This window comes from Roseibium suaedae (assembly GCF_900142725.1).
GTDB classification, from domain to species: domain Bacteria; phylum Pseudomonadota; class Alphaproteobacteria; order Rhizobiales; family Stappiaceae; genus Roseibium; species Roseibium suaedae.
This window is the reverse complement of sequence record NZ_FRBW01000001.1, coordinates 713,659-731,930: the sequence shown is the minus strand read 5'-3', so window position 1 is coordinate 731,930 and position 18,272 is coordinate 713,659. Positions and strand designations below refer to the sequence as shown.

16 protein-coding genes and 2 riboswitches are annotated in these 18,272 nt (G+C 61.4%); of the genes, 4 read left to right on the top strand and 12 right to left on the bottom strand.

From position 1 onward, the window contains the following. Positions 1 to 53 precede the first annotated feature (53 nt). The 7 genes from BUA94_RS03290 to BUA94_RS03260 all read right to left on the bottom strand — a co-directional run bounded on the left by BUA94_RS03290 (position 54) and on the right by BUA94_RS03260 (position 7,312). The gene (locus tag BUA94_RS03290) at positions 54 to 980 is read right to left on the bottom strand and encodes a glycosyl hydrolase family 18 protein (protein ID WP_073008754.1); all 927 of its coding nucleotides are present in this window, start codon (positions 978 to 980) and stop codon (positions 54 to 56) included. A gap of 136 nt (positions 981 to 1,116) precedes the next feature. Further along, positions 1,117 to 2,712 carry an aminomethyl-transferring glycine dehydrogenase subunit GcvPB gene (gene gcvPB, locus BUA94_RS03285; protein WP_073008751.1) on the bottom strand — a complete coding sequence of 532 codons (1,596 nt, stop codon included), beginning with the start codon at positions 2,710 to 2,712 and terminating at the stop codon, positions 1,117 to 1,119. Beyond that, positions 2,709 to 4,055 carry an aminomethyl-transferring glycine dehydrogenase subunit GcvPA gene (gene gcvPA, locus BUA94_RS03280; protein ID WP_073008748.1) on the bottom strand — a complete coding sequence of 449 codons (1,347 nt, stop codon included), beginning with the start codon at positions 4,053 to 4,055 and terminating at the stop codon, positions 2,709 to 2,711. Before gcvPA ends, gcvPB begins: the two co-directional genes overlap by 4 nt. A gap of 221 nt (positions 4,056 to 4,276) precedes the next feature. Next, positions 4,277 to 4,777, bottom strand: coding sequence for an OsmC family protein (locus BUA94_RS03275; protein ID WP_073008745.1), 501 nt, complete (start codon positions 4,775 to 4,777; stop codon positions 4,277 to 4,279). A gap of 2 nt (positions 4,778 to 4,779) precedes the next feature. Continuing rightward, positions 4,780 to 5,151: a glycine cleavage system protein GcvH gene (gcvH, locus tag BUA94_RS03270; protein WP_073008742.1), complete on the bottom strand. Its 372-nt coding sequence runs from the start codon at positions 5,149 to 5,151 to the stop codon at positions 4,780 to 4,782. 35 nt (positions 5,152 to 5,186) lie between these two features. After that, positions 5,187 to 6,332, bottom strand: coding sequence for a glycine cleavage system aminomethyltransferase GcvT (gene gcvT, locus BUA94_RS03265; RefSeq protein ID WP_073008739.1), 1,146 nt, complete (start codon positions 6,330 to 6,332; stop codon positions 5,187 to 5,189). A 62-nt stretch (positions 6,333 to 6,394) separates the two neighbouring features. Beyond that, positions 6,395 to 6,509, bottom strand: a riboswitch (glycine riboswitch). Between the two features lie 3 nt (positions 6,510 to 6,512). After that, positions 6,513 to 6,605: riboswitch (glycine riboswitch) on the bottom strand. A gap of 140 nt (positions 6,606 to 6,745) precedes the next feature. Beyond that, positions 6,746 to 7,312: a hypothetical protein gene (locus tag BUA94_RS03260; RefSeq protein ID WP_139250993.1), complete on the bottom strand. Its 567-nt coding sequence runs from the start codon at positions 7,310 to 7,312 to the stop codon at positions 6,746 to 6,748. Positions 7,313 to 7,551: 239 nt separating this feature from the next. Here BUA94_RS03260 and ispH point away from each other — a divergent pair, with 239 nt between their 5' ends. From ispH to BUA94_RS03240, 4 genes are read left to right on the top strand one after another with little or no spacing between them, the layout of a single operon-like run. After that, entirely contained in the window at positions 7,552 to 8,550 is a 999-nt protein-coding gene (ispH, locus tag BUA94_RS03255) for a 4-hydroxy-3-methylbut-2-enyl diphosphate reductase (RefSeq protein ID WP_073008733.1), read from the top strand. A 6-nt stretch (positions 8,551 to 8,556) separates the two neighbouring features. Next, positions 8,557 to 9,522 carry a homoserine kinase gene (gene thrB / locus BUA94_RS03250; protein WP_073008730.1) on the top strand — a complete coding sequence of 322 codons (966 nt, stop codon included), beginning with the start codon at positions 8,557 to 8,559 and terminating at the stop codon, positions 9,520 to 9,522. Beyond that, positions 9,519 to 9,989, top strand: a complete 471-nt coding sequence (gene rnhA / locus BUA94_RS03245) for a ribonuclease HI (protein WP_073008727.1) — start codon at positions 9,519 to 9,521, stop codon at positions 9,987 to 9,989. The genes thrB and rnhA overlap by 4 nt, the downstream gene beginning before the upstream one ends. Then, entirely contained in the window at positions 9,986 to 10,912 is a 927-nt protein-coding gene (locus BUA94_RS03240) for a diacylglycerol/lipid kinase family protein (protein WP_073008724.1), read from the top strand. The genes rnhA and BUA94_RS03240 overlap by 4 nt, the downstream gene beginning before the upstream one ends. A 94-nt stretch (positions 10,913 to 11,006) precedes the next feature. Here BUA94_RS03240 and BUA94_RS03235 read toward each other — a convergent pair whose 3' ends face one another. The 5 genes from BUA94_RS03235 to BUA94_RS03215 all read right to left on the bottom strand — a co-directional run bounded on the left by BUA94_RS03235 (position 11,007) and on the right by BUA94_RS03215 (position 18,061). Beyond that, the gene (locus BUA94_RS03235; RefSeq protein ID WP_073010793.1) at positions 11,007 to 13,916 is read right to left on the bottom strand and encodes an EAL domain-containing protein; all 2,910 of its coding nucleotides are present in this window, start codon (positions 13,914 to 13,916) and stop codon (positions 11,007 to 11,009) included. A gap of 31 nt (positions 13,917 to 13,947) precedes the next feature. Then, a complete protein-coding gene (locus tag BUA94_RS03230; RefSeq protein WP_084081677.1) occupies positions 13,948 to 14,586 on the bottom strand; it encodes a GNAT family N-acetyltransferase in 639 nt (212 codons plus the stop codon). Positions 14,587 to 14,604: 18 nt separating this feature from the next. After that, entirely contained in the window at positions 14,605 to 15,891 is a 1,287-nt protein-coding gene (locus tag BUA94_RS03225; protein ID WP_073008720.1) for a M16 family metallopeptidase, read from the bottom strand. A gap of 3 nt (positions 15,892 to 15,894) precedes the next feature. Next, positions 15,895 to 17,301, bottom strand: a complete 1,407-nt coding sequence (gene thrC, locus BUA94_RS03220; protein WP_073010789.1) for a threonine synthase — start codon at positions 17,299 to 17,301, stop codon at positions 15,895 to 15,897. Between the two features lie 178 nt (positions 17,302 to 17,479). Continuing rightward, the gene (locus tag BUA94_RS03215) at positions 17,480 to 18,061 is read right to left on the bottom strand and encodes a YqgE/AlgH family protein (RefSeq protein ID WP_073008717.1); all 582 of its coding nucleotides are present in this window, start codon (positions 18,059 to 18,061) and stop codon (positions 17,480 to 17,482) included. Positions 18,062 to 18,272: the final 211 nt, after the last annotated feature.

The following is an 18,272-nucleotide window of genomic DNA, read 5'->3' as shown; positions in this document are numbered from 1 at the left end:
ACGCGAAAAAAGAGGCGCCATCGAACCGGCGCCTCCAACTTCGCCAATGCTCCCTAAAGCCCAAGCGCCTGGTTCATGCTGTTGCCCCAGGCATCTGCCGTTTGGGAGGCCGTTGTGGACATGGAATATTCCCAGCCCATGACGCCGCCAAAGCTGTTGCCGAATTTCTGGATCAGCGGCTGAACGAGGAATGACACAGTGTCGGCAGCGTCCAGGTACCCTGCATTCTGCTGGTCGGAACCGGCGTTATCGAGGCTCGTAACCCGGCCCAGAACCAGTTTCTCCGGCGGGGTTCCCACCAGTTGGGAAAGAGCTACGTAGCTCCAGCCATCCGGCGCCCCGCCGGTAAGGCCAGTAATCTTCTGCTCCTGCGTTGGACCGTCGTTCGAGGGGCCGTTGTACCAAGTACCGTTGTTGTAATACTGGACGTTGAACCAATCGATCGCGTCCCCCGCCTTCGCTGCGATCTGGGAATAGGGAGCACCATACCAGGCAGGGTCGAAATAGGGGGGCTGCGGGGCATGACTCACAAGGCAACCCGCCGATCCCGCTGCGCTTTTGACAGCTGCGGAGATCTCCGCCAGGAACGCGACCGGGTCATATCCGGCTTCAGCGGCATTCTGAAAGTCGGCTGTTTCTTCGAAATCGAAGTCGATGCCATCGAAATTGTTTGCCTGAAGGAAGCTCCAAATGGCGCTAGCCGCCTTGCCCGTGTCCTGAGCCAATGCGGCCCAGGCACCGTCTGCCACGTTCGCGCCGCCGAGCGAGACAAGCACCTTGCGCTTGCCGCCGTCCTTGATCAGATCGACAAGACCTGGAAGGGAAAGGAATTTCTGCAGCTCGTAGCTGGGGGCAACAGTTCCATCCGTTTGCGGCAGCAGAAAGCAGACGATCACAACATTGAAGGGACTGTCCTTCAACTGGCTCTGATCGATGTTCTGGCGCAGGCTATAGATGACATTTCGCAGACCTTGGGACATGAAATTCTCGCAAAACTGAAAGCGGAAGGGATCCGATGCAAAAGCACCGTCCCTTTTTGGACTTCACGTGGAAGGTCTTGTGAAAAACCCCGAGGCGTTTCCGCCCCGGGGTTTTTCTTTTCTCTGGCTGAGGCGCTTACTCGGCTGCGACCGGCGTCACTTCTGCCGGTTCCGGAGCGGTCCATTTCAGGACCGGATTCCGGGCCGCCTTGGTTTCATCCAGGCGGCGGCGCGGGGACAGGTAAGGCGCACCGGAGAAGCGGGCGGTCTCGCCGCGCTTGGCACTCAGAACCAGGTCCCGCATGGTGGCGATGAAGAGATCGAGGGCTGCCCGGCTTTCGCTTTCGGTCGGCTCGATCAGCATTGCGCCATGGACGACCAGCGGGAAGTACATGGTCATCGGGTGATAGCCCTCGTCGATCATCGCCTTGGCGAAATCGAGAGTGGTCACGCCCGTGTCCTTCAGGAACGTGTCGTCGAACAGCACTTCGTGCATGCAGGGACGCTCGCCGAAAGGCAGGCTCATGAGATCCTGCAGGCCGACGCGGACATAGTTCGCGTTCAGCACCGCATCCTCGGACGCCTGGCGCAGGCCATCCGACCCGTGGCTCAGCATGTAGCTGAGGGCACGGACATACATGCCCATCTGGCCGTGGAAGGCGGTCATGCGGCCGAAGGGCTTTTCGCCCTCAACGGTGCCGGCTTCCGTTTCCACCAGCACCGGACCATTTTCGCCCTTGCGGATGAAGGGCAGCGGCGCGAAGGGGGCCAGACGGTCCGACAGGACCACCGGACCGGAGCCCGGACCACCGCCGCCATGGGGCGTCGAGAAGGTCTTGTGCAGGTTGATGTGCATGGCATCGACGCCAAGATCCCCCGGACGGGCCTTGCCGACGATGGCGTTGAAGTTGGCGCCATCGCAGTAGAAATAGGCATCGGCTGCGTGGATTGCTGCTGCGATCTCGATGATCTCGCGCTCGAACAGCCCGCAGGTGTTCGGATTGGTCAGCATGATCGCCGCAATGTCACCGGCATGTTCGGCAATCTTGCGCTTCAGGGCTTCCAGATCGACCGTGCCGTCCTCGTCCTTGGCATCGATGGACACCACCTTGTAGCCGAGGAGAGCTGCGGTCGCCGGGTTGGTGCCATGGGCGCTTTCGGGAACCAGAACGATCTTCGGATCGCGGCCAGCTGCCGTATGCGCTGCCTTGATCGCCATCATGCCGCAAAGTTCACCATGGGCACCCGCCTTCGGGCTCATGGCAACCGCAGACGTGCCGGTCAGGGTCATCAGCCAATGGCTCAGCTGGTCGATCAGCTCGACAGCTCCCTTGACGGTGGACAAGGGCTGAAGCGGATGAATGTCACCGAAGCCTGGAAGACGCGCCATCTTTTCGTTGAGGCGCGGATTGTGCTTCATGGTGCAGGAGCCCAGCGGATAGAGGCCGCTGTCGATGGCATAATTGTTCCGCGACAGGCGCACATAATGGCGCATGGCTTCCGGCTCTGCCAGACCCGGCAGCTCCAGCGCATCCTTGCGCTCATTGCCGCCGAGCTCGGCAACAAAATCTTCCGGCTCATCCAGATCGACGCCGGTCACATCCAGGCGGCCGAATTCAAAGATCAGCGGCTCTTCCATGTCGAGAGCCCGGTTGCCGGTAAAGGTCTTCGGGCGGAAAGCCTCGCCCGCTTCGCCCGCAGAGGTCGGGCGTCCCTGAGTGTTCATGCTCATGCCAGCACCTCCTTCAGAGCGGCGGCAAAGTCTGCGCGGTCCTCATCGGTGTTCACTTCCGTTGAAGCGACGACCAGCAGGTTTTCAAGCTCCGGCTTGCCCGGGATCAGACGGGAGACCGGGACGCCAGCCAGAATACCCTTTTCCGCCAGGGCTTCGACCACACCATGGGCAGCCTTCGGCAGCTTGACGGTGAACTCGTTGAAATAGGCGGTGTTCAGCACCTCCACGCCCGGAACAGCTGCGAGCAGCCCCTTCAGCTTGACCGCATTGGCGTGGTTGATCCGCGCCAGCTGGGTCAAGCCCGTGCCGCCCAGAAGCGACATGTGAATGGTGAAGGCCAGGCAGCAAAGCCCAGAGTTGGTGCAGATGTTGGAGGTTGCCTTGTCGCGGCGGATGTGCTGCTCGCGGGTCGACAGCGTCAGCACGAAACCGCGCTTGCCATCCACGTCGGTGGTTTCCCCGCAGAGACGCCCCGGCATCTGACGGACGTATTTCTGACGCGTTGCAAAGAGACCGACATAAGGACCGCCAAAGTTCAGGCCATTGCCGATGGACTGGCCTTCGCCGACGACGATATCCGCGCCCTGGGTTCCCGGCGGCTCGATCAGGCCGAGAGACACGACTTCGGTGAAGACGGCAACCAGCAGCGCACCGCATTCGTGAGCTTTTTCGGCGACCGGCTTCAGATCGATGATCTGGCCAAAGAAGTTCGGAGACTGAACGACGACGCAGGAGGTTTCCTTGTCGATCTGCGACAGGATGTCTTCCGTTCCCTTCGGATCGGCAGGCAGAGCCACCACAACGTCACCAGCCTGACCGGAAAGGCCTTCGACCACTTCGCGGTACTGGGGATGCAGGCCGCCGGAGAGAACCGCCTTCTTGCGCTTGGTGACCCGGTGCGCCATCAGCACGGCTTCGCCGGTGCCGGTCGAGCCGTCATACATGGAGGCGTTGGCCACATCCATGGCGGTCAGGCGGGCAACCTGGGTCTGGAACTCGAACAGATACTGCAGGGTCCCTTGAGTGATTTCCGGCTGATACGGCGTGTAGCTCGTCAGGAACTCGGAGCGCTGGATCAGGTGATCGACCGTAGAGGGAACATGATGCTTGTAGGCACCGGCACCCACGAAGAACGGCACGGACGAGGCCGGAACGTTCTTGGACGCCAGAGCAGACAACTGACGTTCCACCTGCAGCTCGCCTGCGCGGCGCGGCAGATCCACCAGATCGTTCAGACGGGCCTTGGCGGGAATGTCCGCGAACAGCTCGTCAATGCTGTCGACGCCCACGCGGGCCAGCATGTCGGCCCGGTCGGTATCGCTTAAAGGCAGGTAGCGCATCTCGCGGCTCCCAGTTTGGTTTAAACTCAAATCGAGGAAGAACAGGTCGTTCCTCCCGTCACCCCGGCCAAGCGAAGCGCCGAGCCGGGGCCTACTCATTTCCAGAGCCGCGCAAAGCGCGTCTTCATCTCATCGGCATCGCATCTGCAAGCGTCACCGCGATTGGGTCCCGGATCTTCGGCTTCGCCTGCGTCCGGGATGACGATGGAGAGGCTTCTTCCCTAGTGCGAAATCAGTCTCGCCGGTTGCGGCTCCACCACGATCTCGCACTTGACGGAGTTTGCGATGAAGCAGACTTCATGCGCCTCATGATGAAGCGCCTCCAGCCTTGCTGCATCCGGCTCCGCCTCGGACCGGAAGGTGATCACCGGCCGGAGCGTCACCCTTGTGATGCCCATGCGCTTTGGCGCAGCTTCAGCCGAAATCACGTCCATCAGCGCTTCGGCCTTGTCCTCATAAGCGGCAATGACGAAACCGGCCCGTCGGGCCAGATCCAGGAACGTCATCATGTGGCAGGAGGAGATGGCTGCGGCGAAGGCTTCTTCCGGATCCACGGCCGCCTCCGAGGAAAGCGGCAGCGGAACGACCGAAGGCGAGGCAGAGGCCGGCACCTCGACACCGCCGTCGAACCGCCAGACATGCGCACGCGAATAGCGCCCTTTCGGGAAGCTTTCGCCTTCGCAGGTCCACAGGACTTCAGCCGTATAGAGATGCCTGCTCATGATCAGAGCGTGTCCACGTAAGCCTTGTAGGCAGCTTCATCCATGAGATCGGCGAGCTGGCCTTCATCGGCAACGGTCATCTTCCAGAACCAGGCAGCGCCTTCCGGATCTTCGTTGACCTTGGCCGGCTCGTCAGCCAGCGCTTCATTGCCTTCGGTCACTTCGCCGTCGATCGGCGCGTAGACTTCGGAAGCAGCCTTCACGGATTCAACCACAGCAGCTTCATCGCCCTGGGAAAGGCTCTTGCCGGCTTCCGGCGTCTCGACATAGACGACGTCGCCGAGCTGCTGCTGTGCATAGGAGGTGATGCCGACGGTGGCGGTGCCGCCTTCGACGGAGATCCACTCGTGGTCCTTGGAATAATAGGTGGTCATGATGCGTCCCGGTTTTCTGGAAGATTGGGGTTAATTCAGGAATTCGGCTTGCGGTGGTAGCGGTTCGGCACGAAGGGCATATCCACCACTTCAGCCGGCAGCTCCTTGCCGCGAACGAGAAGGCTCAGTTTCGTGCCGGTCTTGGCGTGTTCGGTGGCCACGTAGCCCATGGCAATCGGGCCACCGACGGTCGGAGCAAAGCCGCCCGAGGTGACCGTACCAACGGCAGCGCCGCCCGGCAGATGGATCGCAGCGCCTTCGCGGGCCGGTGCCCGGCCTTCGAGCTTCAGGCCGACGCGCAGACGGCCCGGGCCATCCTTGAGCTCGGCCTGGATGCGATCCGCACCCGGAAAGCCGCCTTCGTCGCGGCGGCGCTTCTGCATGCAGAACGTGATGTTACCCTCGACCGGGGAGATCGTCTCGTCGAGGTCGTGGCCATAAAGGCAGAGACCGGCTTCCAGGCGCAGGCTGTCACGGGCGCCAAGGCCAATCGGCTTCACGCGCTCATCGGCCAGCAGCGCACGGGCGATGGCTTCGGCAGCGCCAGCGGGAACGGACATTTCCACCCCGTCTTCACCGGTATAACCGGCGCGGGAGATGTGGCAGGCAATGCCGTCGAATTCCATGAAGTCGCCGGACATGAAGGCCAGATCGGCTGCAGCGGGCGCATGAGCTGCCACGACATCCACAGCCTTTGGTCCCTGAATGGCGATCAGTGCCTTGTCGGTGACGATCTCGAGACGAACGGTGTCGGGCAGACCAGCTGCGATGAGCGGATAGTCCACATCCTTGCGGGACGCATTGACCACCAGATAGAGGCGTCCATCCTGATCTTCCGCCACCGGACGGGTGACCATAAGGTCATCAACCACGCCGCCTTCGGCGTTGAGCAACACCGTGTAGCGCTGCTTGCCGCGACCAAGCTCGACCATGTTGGACGGCACCATGGCTTCCAGGGCACGGGCGGTGGTTTCATGATCCGGGCCGATCAGGATCGCCTGTCCCATGTGGGAGACGTCGAACAGACCGGCGCTGTCGCGGGTCTGCTGGTGCTCGGTCATGATGCCGGTCGGATACTGCACCGGCATTTCATATCCGGCGAAGGGCACCATGCGGGCGCCAAGCTCAACATGGAGATCGAAAAGCGGTGTCTTCTGAAGTGTGCCGGATGTGTCGGCCATCAATCGTCCTCGGAATCAGGGTTGCGCGGATTCCGAATCCTTAACGGATCCGTCCGCACCCCCTCTGTCCGAGTACCTGAGAGATTTCCCGCGGGACCCTACTCTGGCCCTTCGCGGTTACTCCTTCGGTGAGCGGCCCTTCCCGCGTTCAGCGGTCCGGATAGCTGCTTTCCAGAGCGTTATCGGCAAGCGGTCCATTTGCCTGAGAGTTTCCGGGGCGGTTGCTCCTTCGGCGCCGGTATCTTTTCATCCGGCCTCTCCCGCTTGACGTCAAAAGCTGAATTTTTGGCCTATTTCAGCCAGAACACGCAGCTTTTCCCGACTCGGGAACGACCCGAGCCGGTAGCTGGCATATTTCCCTTGGCCGTTTCCGCTTGTCAATAAGCCGGACAAGAGAATCCTTATGAACGTGATTAGCGGCGCTTTTTCTGGGGGCCTTCGTCAAAACCGAAGACAACCATCACTTCCGTGTTGCGCTGGACCACGTACTTGTTCTCGACCATTGTCCAGCCTTCGGCCGGCGCCCCCTGACCAACGGTCACGGGAACAGAAACGAGATCGGACATCAGCGGCTTTTCGCTGTCACCGGACGGCATGACGGCAACGCGGATCGGCAGGACGATTTCCCCACCCTTCCAGGCAGGTCCCGGCGTCACATTGCCGGAGAGACCGAGCTTGATGCGGGTCTGATCGGTGCCTTCGCGGCTGCACTCACGCGCCCATTCCTGAAGGGTCGCCTGATACAGCAGATGCTTGGGCTCGTCCTCGTGGCCGCGCTCGTACTTCATGATGAGATATGTGTTCAGGCGCGGCTTGATCGGCGGGCAATAGATCTCTGAGGCAAACGCATCCGGATTGACCTCTCTCGGTCCCTTGCCGCTGGTCAGGATGGAGCCGAAAACACCACCAGTTCCCGAGCTGCTGCTTCCCGACCCGCCAGCGGAACCGCCGCCGGAAACCGTTTCGTCAGAACTGCTCATGCAACCCGTCAGGAGACCGGCGCATAGCGCCCCTGCAGCGGCTGCCTTGATCCAGCGGAGCCCCACAGTTTGGACGGCCTTCAACATATACTCACCTGCGTGTTAACTCATCACCTACGGCCGAGCTTCATAACAGGTCCATTCCCGCTTGGCGAGACATGAGAGCCATTGACCAGTTGCACCTTGACATGACAGGCCCTGCCCCCCTTATTGCGGACATGCCAAGCCCAGGGACAGACATGACTGCCGCCATTTCGACCAAGCCTCCTCTTACGGTTCGCCTGTGTGCGCCGCGCGGGTTCTGCGCCGGCGTCGATCGCGCCATTCAGATCGTGGAACTGGCTCTGGAGAAATTCGGCAGTCCTGTCTACGTGCGCCACGAGATCGTCCATAACCGTTATGTGGTTGATGGATTGAAAGCCAAGGGCGCGGTCTTCGTGGAAGAGCTGTCGGAGATCCCGGCAGATCACCACGACCGGCCCGTGATCTTTTCCGCGCATGGCGTGCCCAAGGCCGTGCCTGCGGACGCCCAGTCACGGCAGATGTTCTATCTGGACGCCACCTGCCCGCTCGTCTCGAAGGTCCACAAGGAAGCCGAGATCCATCACAAGCGGGACCGGGAGATCGTCCTGATTGGCCACAACGGCCACCCGGAAGTGATCGGCACCATGGGCCAGTTGCCTGAAGGCACCGTCTCCCTGATCGAGACCGAGGAAGATGCGCGCCGCTTCCAGCCGAAGACCGACCGGCCCCTCGCCTTCCTGACCCAGACCACCCTGTCGGTTGACGACACTGCCGGCATCGTCGCGGTGTTGAAGGAGCGTTTTCCGGAGATCGTCGCGCCCCACAAGGAAGACATCTGCTACGCAACCACCAACCGGCAGGAAGCCGTGAAGGCGGTCGCCCCCCTGGTGGAAGCGATGATTGTCGTCGGCGCACCCAACTCCTCCAACTCGCAGCGTCTGCGCGAAGTGGCGGAACGGGCCGGATGCCGGATTTCCCATCTGGTGCAGCGGGCAACCGAAATCGACTGGGCTGCCTTTGAAGGGGTCACTTCGCTGGGTCTTTCTGCGGGCGCCTCTGCGCCGGAAACCCTGGTCGAGGAAATCATCGACGCCTTCAGTCAGCGGTTCGAGGTAACGGTAGAGACCGTCCGCACCGCGGATGAAACCATTTCCTTCAATCTGCCGCGCGAGTTGCGCGAACCGGCCCCGATGGCCGCAACGCCTGCAGAGTAAGACACCATGGCCGTTTATACCGAAGTTGCCGATGAAGAGCTGTCTGCCTTCATTGACACATACGACATTGGCAAGCTGCTGTCCTACAAGGGCATTGCCGAGGGCGTCGAGAACAGCAACTTCCTGATCCATACGGAGACCGGCCATTACATTCTCACGCTCTATGAAAAGCGCGTGGATCCGAACGACCTGCCGTTCTTCCTGAACCTGATGCAGCATCTGGCCGAGCGAAAGCTGTCCTGCCCGCTGCCCGTTGCCGCCCGCTCCGGTGCCCTGCTCGGCACGCTTGCCGGGCGCCCTGCCGCCATCGTCACGTTCCTGGACGGGATGTGGGTCCGCCGCCCTCGTCCGGAACATTGCGAAGAACTGGGACGGGGCATGGCCGCCCTGCATCTGGCCGGAGCCGACTTCAACATGGTGCGCCGCAACGCCCTTGATGTTGACGGATGGCGCCCGCTCTTCAACCAGAGCGGCGAGCGATCCAATTCGGTGGTGCCGGGCCTTGCTGAGGAAATTACGCGCGAACTGGACTTCCTGGAACAAAACTGGCCAAAGGACCTTCCAACCGGCGTGATCCATGCGGATCTTTTCCCGGACAATGTGTTCTTCCTGTCCAACAAGCTGTCTGGCCTGATCGACTTCTATTTCGCCTGTACCGATGCCTTTGCCTATGACGTGGCCATCTGCCTCAACGCCTGGTGCTTCGAGCCGGATGGGTCGCTCAATGTCACCAAGGCCAGGGCGATGATGAACGGTTACCGTCAGGTCCGTCCGCTGTCGCAGGCTGAGATTGACGCCCTGCCGGTTCTGGCGCGAGGCTCGGCCCTGCGCTTCCTGCTGACGCGGCTCTATGACTGGCTGTCCGTTCCGGAAGGCGCACTCGTGACACCGAAGGATCCGGTGGAGTATCTGAAGAAGCTGCGCTTCCATCAGAAGGTCGAAACCGCCAGCAGTTATGGCCTGAGCCTATGAGCGATCAGCAGCGTGTGACCATCTACACCGACGGCGCCTGTTCCGGAAATCCCGGACCGGGCGGCTGGGGCGCGATCCTGCGCTATGGTGAGCACGAGAAAGAACTGAACGGCGGCGAAGCCCTGACGACCAACAACCGGATGGAGCTGACGGCCGCCATCGAGGCGCTCAACAGCCTCAAGCGGGCCTGTCCGATCGACCTTTACACGGACTCCGTCTATGTGCGTGACGGCATCACCAAGTGGATGTTCAACTGGAAGCGCAATGACTGGCGCACCTCCGACAAGAAGCCGGTAAAGAACGCCGAGTTGTGGCAGGCTCTTGATGCGGCCAGCAAGCGCCACGACATTTCCTGGCACTGGGTCAAGGGTCATGCCGGCCACCCGGAGAATGAACGGGCCGACGAGCTCGCCCGGGAAGGGATGGCCCCCTTCAAGAAGTCCAGCAAAGGTACAGGCGACCAATGACCTCCGTCGACACAGCGTCTCAATCAGGTGATGTGTCGGCCAGGCAAGCCTCGGTCCGCCAGGTCATGATCCTGGCCAATCCGACCAGCGGCGGTTACCAGCCTGAAGCCCTTGAAGAAATCCGCTCCATTCTGGAAGCAAACGGCGTCAGGGTGACCTTGCACCTGACCACCCGGGCAGGAGAGATCGGCGAGATTGCCGCCAACCCGCAACTCCTGGCATCGGTTCTCGCGGTGGCCGGAGGCGACGGGTCCGTCAACGAGGCGGTGACCGGCTTCCAGTCCAATCCCAATCCGCCCGACCTTGCGGTCATTCCTTGCGGCACCGCGAATGTGCTCGCCCATGAACTGGGTTTGCCGCAAAAGCCTGCCCAGATCGCCAGAGCCATCCTCAATGGCAAGCGGGCGCCACTTCATTCCGGCCTTGCCAACGGCCGCCCCTTCGTTCTGATGGCGTCCATGGGCTTTGACGCGGAAGTGGTGCATGGGGTGCCGCTGTCCCTGAAGCGCAAGCTGGGCAAGCTGGCCTATGTGATAACTGCCCTGCGCCTGGGCTTTGCCCGCAAGAGCTCCGACCTTCAGGTGGAGTTCGACGGCAGGCAGGAGAAAGGCAAGCTGGTCGTAGCAACCAATGGCCGCTGCTATGGCGGGCCTTTCACGGTCCACCCGGACGCCTCGGTCACTAGCCCAGGTCTTTATCTTCTGCTTCTCAAGCGGGATGATCCCCTGTCGACGATCCGCTTCGGCGTAGCCCTGCTGATGGGCCGGGTCTACAAGGCTGCCGGCGTTGTGGTCTGCCCCTTCAAGCGTGCCACGGTAACCTCCCTGCGCCCGGTCGCAGCCCAAGTCGATGGCGACCCCTTCGGCACCACGCCAATCGACCTGTGTGCCTCCGACGCCAATCTGTCGATCATCGTGCCCTGAGGGCTGACCGCCCCCTTTTCAGGCGCAAAGAAAAACCCCGGAGCATGACGCTGCCGGGGTTTTTGCTGTTCAACTAGACTGATCAAAAGCCCTGTCAGGCGCTTACGGCCTGCTTCGGCGCATCCCGCAGCAGGCGGGTCGCCTCTTCCGCCGTGACCGCCTGGCCAAAGAAGAAGCCCTGCGCATATTCGCAGCCCAGCTGATAGAGCTCGAGCGCATCGGCTTCGCTCTCGGCGCCCTCTGCCACGACGGACATACCCAGATCCCGGCCCATGGCAACGATGGACCGCAGCAGCACCGGACGGGCAGAATTGCCGTTGGACTTCACGAAAGACTGGTCGATCTTGATCGTGTCGAAGGGGAAACGCTGCAGATAGGCCAGCGAAGAGTGCCCCGTGCCAAAGTCGTCCAGCGACAGGCCTGCGCCGAGCGCGCGCAGACGCTCCAGCACCTTGGAGGAATACTCCGGATTGGCCATGACGAGAGACTCGGTCAGCTCCAGCTTCAAGGTGCCCGGTGCCAGCGACTGGCGGGACAGAACGGCCTTCACTTCGTTGATCAGGTCGTGCTTGAGCAATTGCCGTGAGGAAATGTTGATGCTGGCGAAAAGCGGACGCTCCCGCGGAATGGATCGCTGCCACTGGGCGAGCTGATGCGCACCCTTTTCCAGCATGTAGGTGCCCAGCTCGTTGATGAGACCGGACTGCTCGGCGACCGGAATGAACTCGGAAGGCGACACCCGGCCACGCTTCGGATGGGTCCAGCGGGCGAGAACTTCGAAACCGGCGATAGACTGGTCTTCGAGACGGACGATCGGCTGGAAATAGACGCCGAGCGTTTCCTTCTTGATGGCTTCGCGCAGGTCCGTTTCCAGATCCACCAGGTTCTTGCCCAGCGGACGCAGGATCGGACGGAAGACTTCCTGACGGTCTCCGCCAAGACGCTTGGCGTGATTCAGGGCGATTTCCGCATTCGTGACCAGATCCTCGATCGACTGCTTCTCGCCTTCGTAAAGCGCGATGCCGACAGAACAGGTGAGGAAGATTTCCCGGTCGCCGAAGGTGATCGGCGCGCGGACTGCCTTGCGCAGGGCATCGGCCACGGTCACGATCCGGTCCGGCTCCAGCTCGGACAGAAGCACCAGACCATATTGGTCGCCATTGAGGCGGGAGAGGGAATCCTGCGGCCCAATCAGGCGGCTGAGACGGCGGGCAACGGTCAGGAGGATACTGTCACCAGCCGAAAGCCCGATGCTATCGTTGACCTGCTTGAACCGGTCGAGATTGATCACCAGAACGGTCGGACGGTTGTTGTTCTCGGCCTTGGCGCGGGCAAGCGCTGCCTTCAGCCGGTCCATGAACAATTCGCGGTTCGGCAGACCGGTCAAATTATCGTGGACCGCGTCATGCAACAGGCGTTCTTCGGCCGTGCGCTCTTCGGTCACGTCCAGCAAGGTGCCGACGCAGCGGATCACTTCCCCGTCTGAGCCAACAATCGGGCGGGCCCGCAAGCGGAACCAGCGGAAATGGCCATCCTCGGAACGCAAACGGAAGTTCTGCTGGATCTTGCCACGGCGCTGGTCGATGACCGCATCGAGGGTAGAACGGAACCGGTCCCGGTCCTGAGGATGCAGAACTTCCAGCCAGTCACGGGCCGGACCATCCAGCGCACCGTGGCGCAGGCCCAGCAGATCCTCGACCTCATTGCCGGTGTAGATCCGGTCACGGTCCACATCCCAGTCCCAGATGATGTCGCCAGAGCCGGTGAGCGCCAGAGCCCGGCGCTCGACGTCGGAAATCAGCCCCTGCGCAATCGCGCCGCCCGCAAAAGCGTGCTGCATCACGGTGAAGCCGATCAGAAGGACAATCAGAACGAGACCGCCGCCGAGTGCCGGCTGGACGATGTCGTTGGCAAGAACACCGGTTACGGTCATGGCCGCGCCGATTTCCCACGCGAGCAACAGGAACCAGGTGGGGATCAGCATGATCGCCCGGTCATAGCCCTGGAAAGCAAGCACCAAAATGGTTGCAAAGCCCAGGACGCCGATGATGCCGAGCGAGAGCCGCGCAATGCCTGCTGCAATGGACGGATCCCAGACCGCAACGCCCAGAAGCCCCAAGAGCAGCACCAGCGTGGTCAAGGCCAAGTGGGAATAATGAATGTTCCAGCGGTTGAGGTTCAGATAGGCGTAGAGGAAGATGATCAGGCTGGCCGCCAGCATCACCTCCGCACAGGCCCTGAAGAGCTGATCCTCGCCCAGATCCAGATTGAAGACCCGCGCCCAGAAGCCGAAGTCGATGCACAGATAGGTCAGAACCGACCAGGCAAGTGCGGCGGTCGCCGGGAACATGACCGTCCCCTTGACCACGAAAAGGATCGTAAGGAACAGGGCGAGAAGGCCTGAAATGCCCAGGATGATGCCGCGATAGAGCGTGTAGGCGTTGATCGCCTCTTCATAGGCATCCGGCTCCCAGAGACGGAACTCCGGCAGATCCGGGGTCGTCATCTCGGCCACGAAGGTCACCACAGCGCCCGGGTCCAGCGTGATCAGATAGACATCCGCTTCAAGGCTTTTCTGGCGTTCCGGGGCAATGCCCTGGCTCGGCGTGATGGAGGCGATGCGCGAAGAGCCGAGGTCCGGCCAGAACATGCGCGATCCAACCAGACGGAAATAGGGAGCAACCAGCAGACGGTCGACCTGCTCGTCCGAGGTGTTGGCCAGGGCAAACACGGCCCAGTCCGAATTCACCCCGTCGCGGGAGGACACCTCGATACGCCGGACGATGCCGTCAGCGCCCGGCGCCGTGGACACCTGCATGCGCGGGCCAGCGCCGGCGCGGATCTCGATCGCCTGCGTCAGATCAAGCGCATCCGCGTCCAGGGGGACGGGAATGGGCTCCAGAGCTCTTGCCGGTCCACTGCCAAGCAAGCAAATCGCCACCAGAAAGAGTGCGGCAATAAACTTCGCGGCACAGTTGACCTGTTCCGGTATTCTTTTCGACATGGACCGAAGCACTACCGGGTTGCGTTGCATGTCACAAGAATTCTTTCAAATTGCTCCCCGGTCGAAGTCCGGAGCTGCTTGTCGCGAGGGCGTGATCTTCCGCCAGGCAGGAAAACAGGATGTGGTCCTGCCATGAACCGTTGATCAGGAGATAGTTTCGGGCGTACCCTTCCCGTCTAAATCCGGCATTTTCAAGAAGCCGGATCGATGGGCCGTTGATAGGCAGACATGCTGCCTCCACCCGGTGCAATCTGAGTTCCTTGAAACAATAGGGCAGGATCATCGAAACGGCTTTGGACATGTGGCCCTTGCCCGCATGCCGTGCCCCCATCCAGTAACCGATGGTCGCCATTTGCGCGACGCCCCGGCGGATGTTCGACACTGTCAGCCCGCCCAGGATTTCGTCCGTCTTCGCACTGAACAGCAGGAAGGATTGGCTTCTGCCGTCCTTGCGCTCCTGAGCATAGCGGCGCAGGCGGCGGCGGAAGGAGGCCCGCGTCAGATCGTCCTCTGGCCAAAGCGGTTCCCAGGGAGCGAGGAAGGCCCTGCTTGCCTCACGCAGGGCCGACCATTCGGCAAAATCGGACATGATCGGCGGCCGCAGATAATGCGTCGGCCCCTCGATCCGGATCGCAACCTCCAGCGACAGGGCCGGACGCAGGAACGACATGTCCGCCCCTCCCCGGTGTTACAGGGATGCTGCCTGGAGTGCCGGACCTGCCAGGCGTTCCGTCATCTCAGCAAGGCCCATCACATTGCCCACCGGGCCAACGGTTGTCAGCGTCGGCTGCGTGCCCACAAAGGTCTCGCGTGCAACGCGGCGGATATCTTCCGTCGTCACGGCTTCGATCTTCTCGGTCACTTCTTCCATCGAGATCACCCGGTTGTGGATGAGCATCTGACGGGCAATCTGACCGGCACGGGCGGCCGGGCTTTCCAGCGCCATCATCAGACCGGCACGGATCTGGGCACGGGCACGGGCCACCTCTTCGTCGGTGATCGTCTCGCTGGCAGCGGCCAGTTCGTCCAGAATGACCGGCATCAGGGCCGCAATGTCATCCTCGCTGGTCGCCGCGTGAAGGCCGAAGAGCCCCGTGTCGGAGAATGCCCAGTGGAAGGAATAGATCGCATAGCAGAGGCCGCGCTTTTCCCGGATTTCCTGGAACAGACGCGAAGACATGCCGCCGCCCAGTACGGATGCGAGGATCTGAATGGCGTAATAGTCCTTGGACTTGTAGGGACGTCCCTCGAAGCCCATCAGGATCTGCGCTTCCATCAGATCCTTGACCAGACGCTGTTCGCCGCCACGATAGGACGCAGGCGTTTCGCTCGCTGCCGCTTCTGAGGAAATTTTGGTGAACTTCTCTTCAGCCAGCCGGACCAGTTCGTCGTGATCGACAGCACCGGCTGCGGCCAGGACCATGTCAGGCCCGCGATAACGATCGCCCAGATAGGCATCCAGCGCCTCGCGGGAGAAGCCCTGCACCGTTTCCGGCGTGCCCAGGATCGGACGGCCAAGCGCCTGATCCGGCCAGGCCGTGGACTGGAACAGGTCGAAAGCCTGGTCTTCGGGGGAATCCAGCGCAGCGCCGATTTCCTGAAGGATCACATGCTGCTCCCGGCGCAGCTCTTCATCGTCGAATGTGGAGTTCTGAAGAATGTCGGCCAGAAGATCCACGGCCAGCGGCAGGTCTTCCGCCAGGATCCGGGCATAGTAGTTCGTATGCTCGATGCTGGTGGAGGCGTTCAGCTCGCCTCCAACCGCTTCGATCTGCTCGGCAATCTCACGCGCTGTCCGGGACAGGGTGCCCTTGAACGCCATGTGCTCGAGCAGGTGGGTGATGCCGTTCTGGTCCGGAGTTTCGGCCCGGGACCCTGTGCGGACCCAAACCCCGAGAGCGACAGTCTTGAGATGCGGCATCTGGTCAGTGACCACCGTCATGCCATTTGCCAGATTGGTGGTACGAACCTGCATGCCTCAGACCTCGTTATGAACGGCGCGGGCGTGGTCTTCGATATGACGCTCCACCGATTTCTGATCCGCGGCAAGAACAGTCTGCCGCTCCTGTGCGCTCATCATGGGCTGCAATTGTGGCGGCAGCTCCGGACGGACCCCGCAGGCCGCCTCGACCGCATCCGGGAATTTTGCCGGATGGGCTGTGCCGAGAACAATCATCGGAACGCCCGGCTTTTCATGCGACTTGGCAACATGAACACCGATGGCCGTATGCGGATCAAGAAGATAGCCGCTTGCCTCCAGCGTTTCGGAGATGGTCGCGGCAGTTTCCTCGATGTCGCAGCGTCCGGCGGCGAAGGTCTCGCGGATCTTCGCCATGGCAGCGTCGTCGATGGAGAAGCTGCCCGACTGGCCAAGCTGGCTCATCATGCGGCGCACGGTTTCGCCGTCGCGGCCGCAAGCTTCGCTGAGCAGGCGTTCGAAGTTGGACGAAATCTGAATGTCCATGGACGGCGCCGTGGTCGCGGTCACGCCCTTCATCTCGTAACGGCCCGTTGCCAGGGTCCGGGCGAGGATGTCGTTGACGTTGGTCGCAACAATGAGCTGATCGACCGGCAGCCCCATCTGCATCGCGGCATAACCGGCGAAGATATCGCCGAAGTTGCCTGTCGGCACCGTGAAGGAGACCTTGCGGGCCGGTGCGCCGAGGGCGACACCAGACACGAAATAATAGACGATCTGCGCCAGGATACGCGCCCAGTTGATCGAGTTGACGCCGGACAGGGCAACCCGGTCGCGGAACGGGAAGTTGTTGAACATCCCCTTCACGATGGTCTGGCAGTCGTCGAAATTGCCTTCCAGTGCGAGCGCGTGAACATTCGCCTCGGACGGGGTGGTCATCTGGCGACGCTGCACCGGAGACACGCGGCCATCCGGGAACAGAATGAAGATGTCGGTCCGCTCACGGCCGCGGAAGGCTTCAATGGCGGCGCCGCCGGTATCACCCGATGTCGCACCGACGATGGTCGCCCGCAGGCCGCGCTTGGTCAGCACGTGGTCCATCAGGCGGCCCAGCAGCTGCATGGCCACATCCTTGAAGGCCAGCGTCGGACCGTGGAAGAGTTCGAGAACAAACTGGTTCGGAGCGATCTGCACCAGCGGCGTCACGGCCTTGTGGCGGAAGCCGGCATAGGCGTCGCGAATCATGTCCTTGAGGTCACTATCGCTGATTTCTCCGGCCACAAACGGCTGGATCACTTCAAAGGCGACGTCCTCATAGGGTTTTCCGGCAAAGGATGCGATCTTGGCTGCGTCGAACTGGGGCCAGGTCTCGGGAAGATAGAGCCCACCATCGCGTGCCAGCCCTTGCAGAAGAACATCGGAAAAACCGAGAACCGGGGCTTCGCCACGCGTACTGAAGTATTTCACCGCGCCCATTTCCTCCAATTTTGCGTCTTTTGCTCCAGATACTCATGGAGCCTTCTTTGCCGCACCCTAGCTCAAACTTCGACGGATTTAAAACAAAACCCTGTCTTTAAATTGTCTGGGTAACAGCCTGAGCCTTTTTTCGCAATTTGCTTGCGATCCAGCCCGCCAGATACACCATTCAGGCGTGCCCGGCATCTCTAAAGAGCATCGCCGGATCAACGCCCATGGACAAAAGCGCCTTGTGCCACAAGCCGCCTGCATCCGGATCGAAGACGATGCTGCGTTCTGCCGGTCCGGTCAGCCAGCCATTTGCCTGGATCTCGCTTTCCAGCTGTCCCGGTGCCCAGCCGGAATAGCCCAGGGCAAGAAGAGCCTGCTGAGGGCCACGCCCCTCGGCCATGGCCTTGAGGATCTCCAGAGTGGCGGTCAGGCAGATGCCGTCCTGGATCTCCAGGGTCGAGCGGTCGATGACATAGTCATCTGTGTGGAGCACGAAGCCGCGCTCCATCTCCACCGGCCCGCCCTTGTGGATGTTCATTTGGCGGATCTGGGATGGCAGGCGGATGGCGCTGTCACCGTTGATGATGTTCAACTGGTGAAAGAGCTCTTCGATGTTCAGGTGACTGGCGATCTGGTTGAGCACCAGTCCCATGGCGCCCTGCTCCGTATGGGAGCATATGTAGATGACCGAATGCTCGAAGCGGCTGTCCTCCATGTTGGGCATGGCGATCAGAAACTGACCTTCAAGCGTCGGGATCATCAGCTATTCCTTTTTGACCAAAACCTGACCGGCGACAAAAAAGCCGTGCCGTCTGAAACACTTTAGGGCAAACGAACCTCGCTTCCAGACACTACTCCGAGAACCCGCCGATGTTAACTGCCTCTGAGCGCACATCAGTAACGGCGCTATCCGATAAATTCACCGCGCCGGGAAACGGCCCCTCACGTGAATATGAAAGCAGGAATGCGGG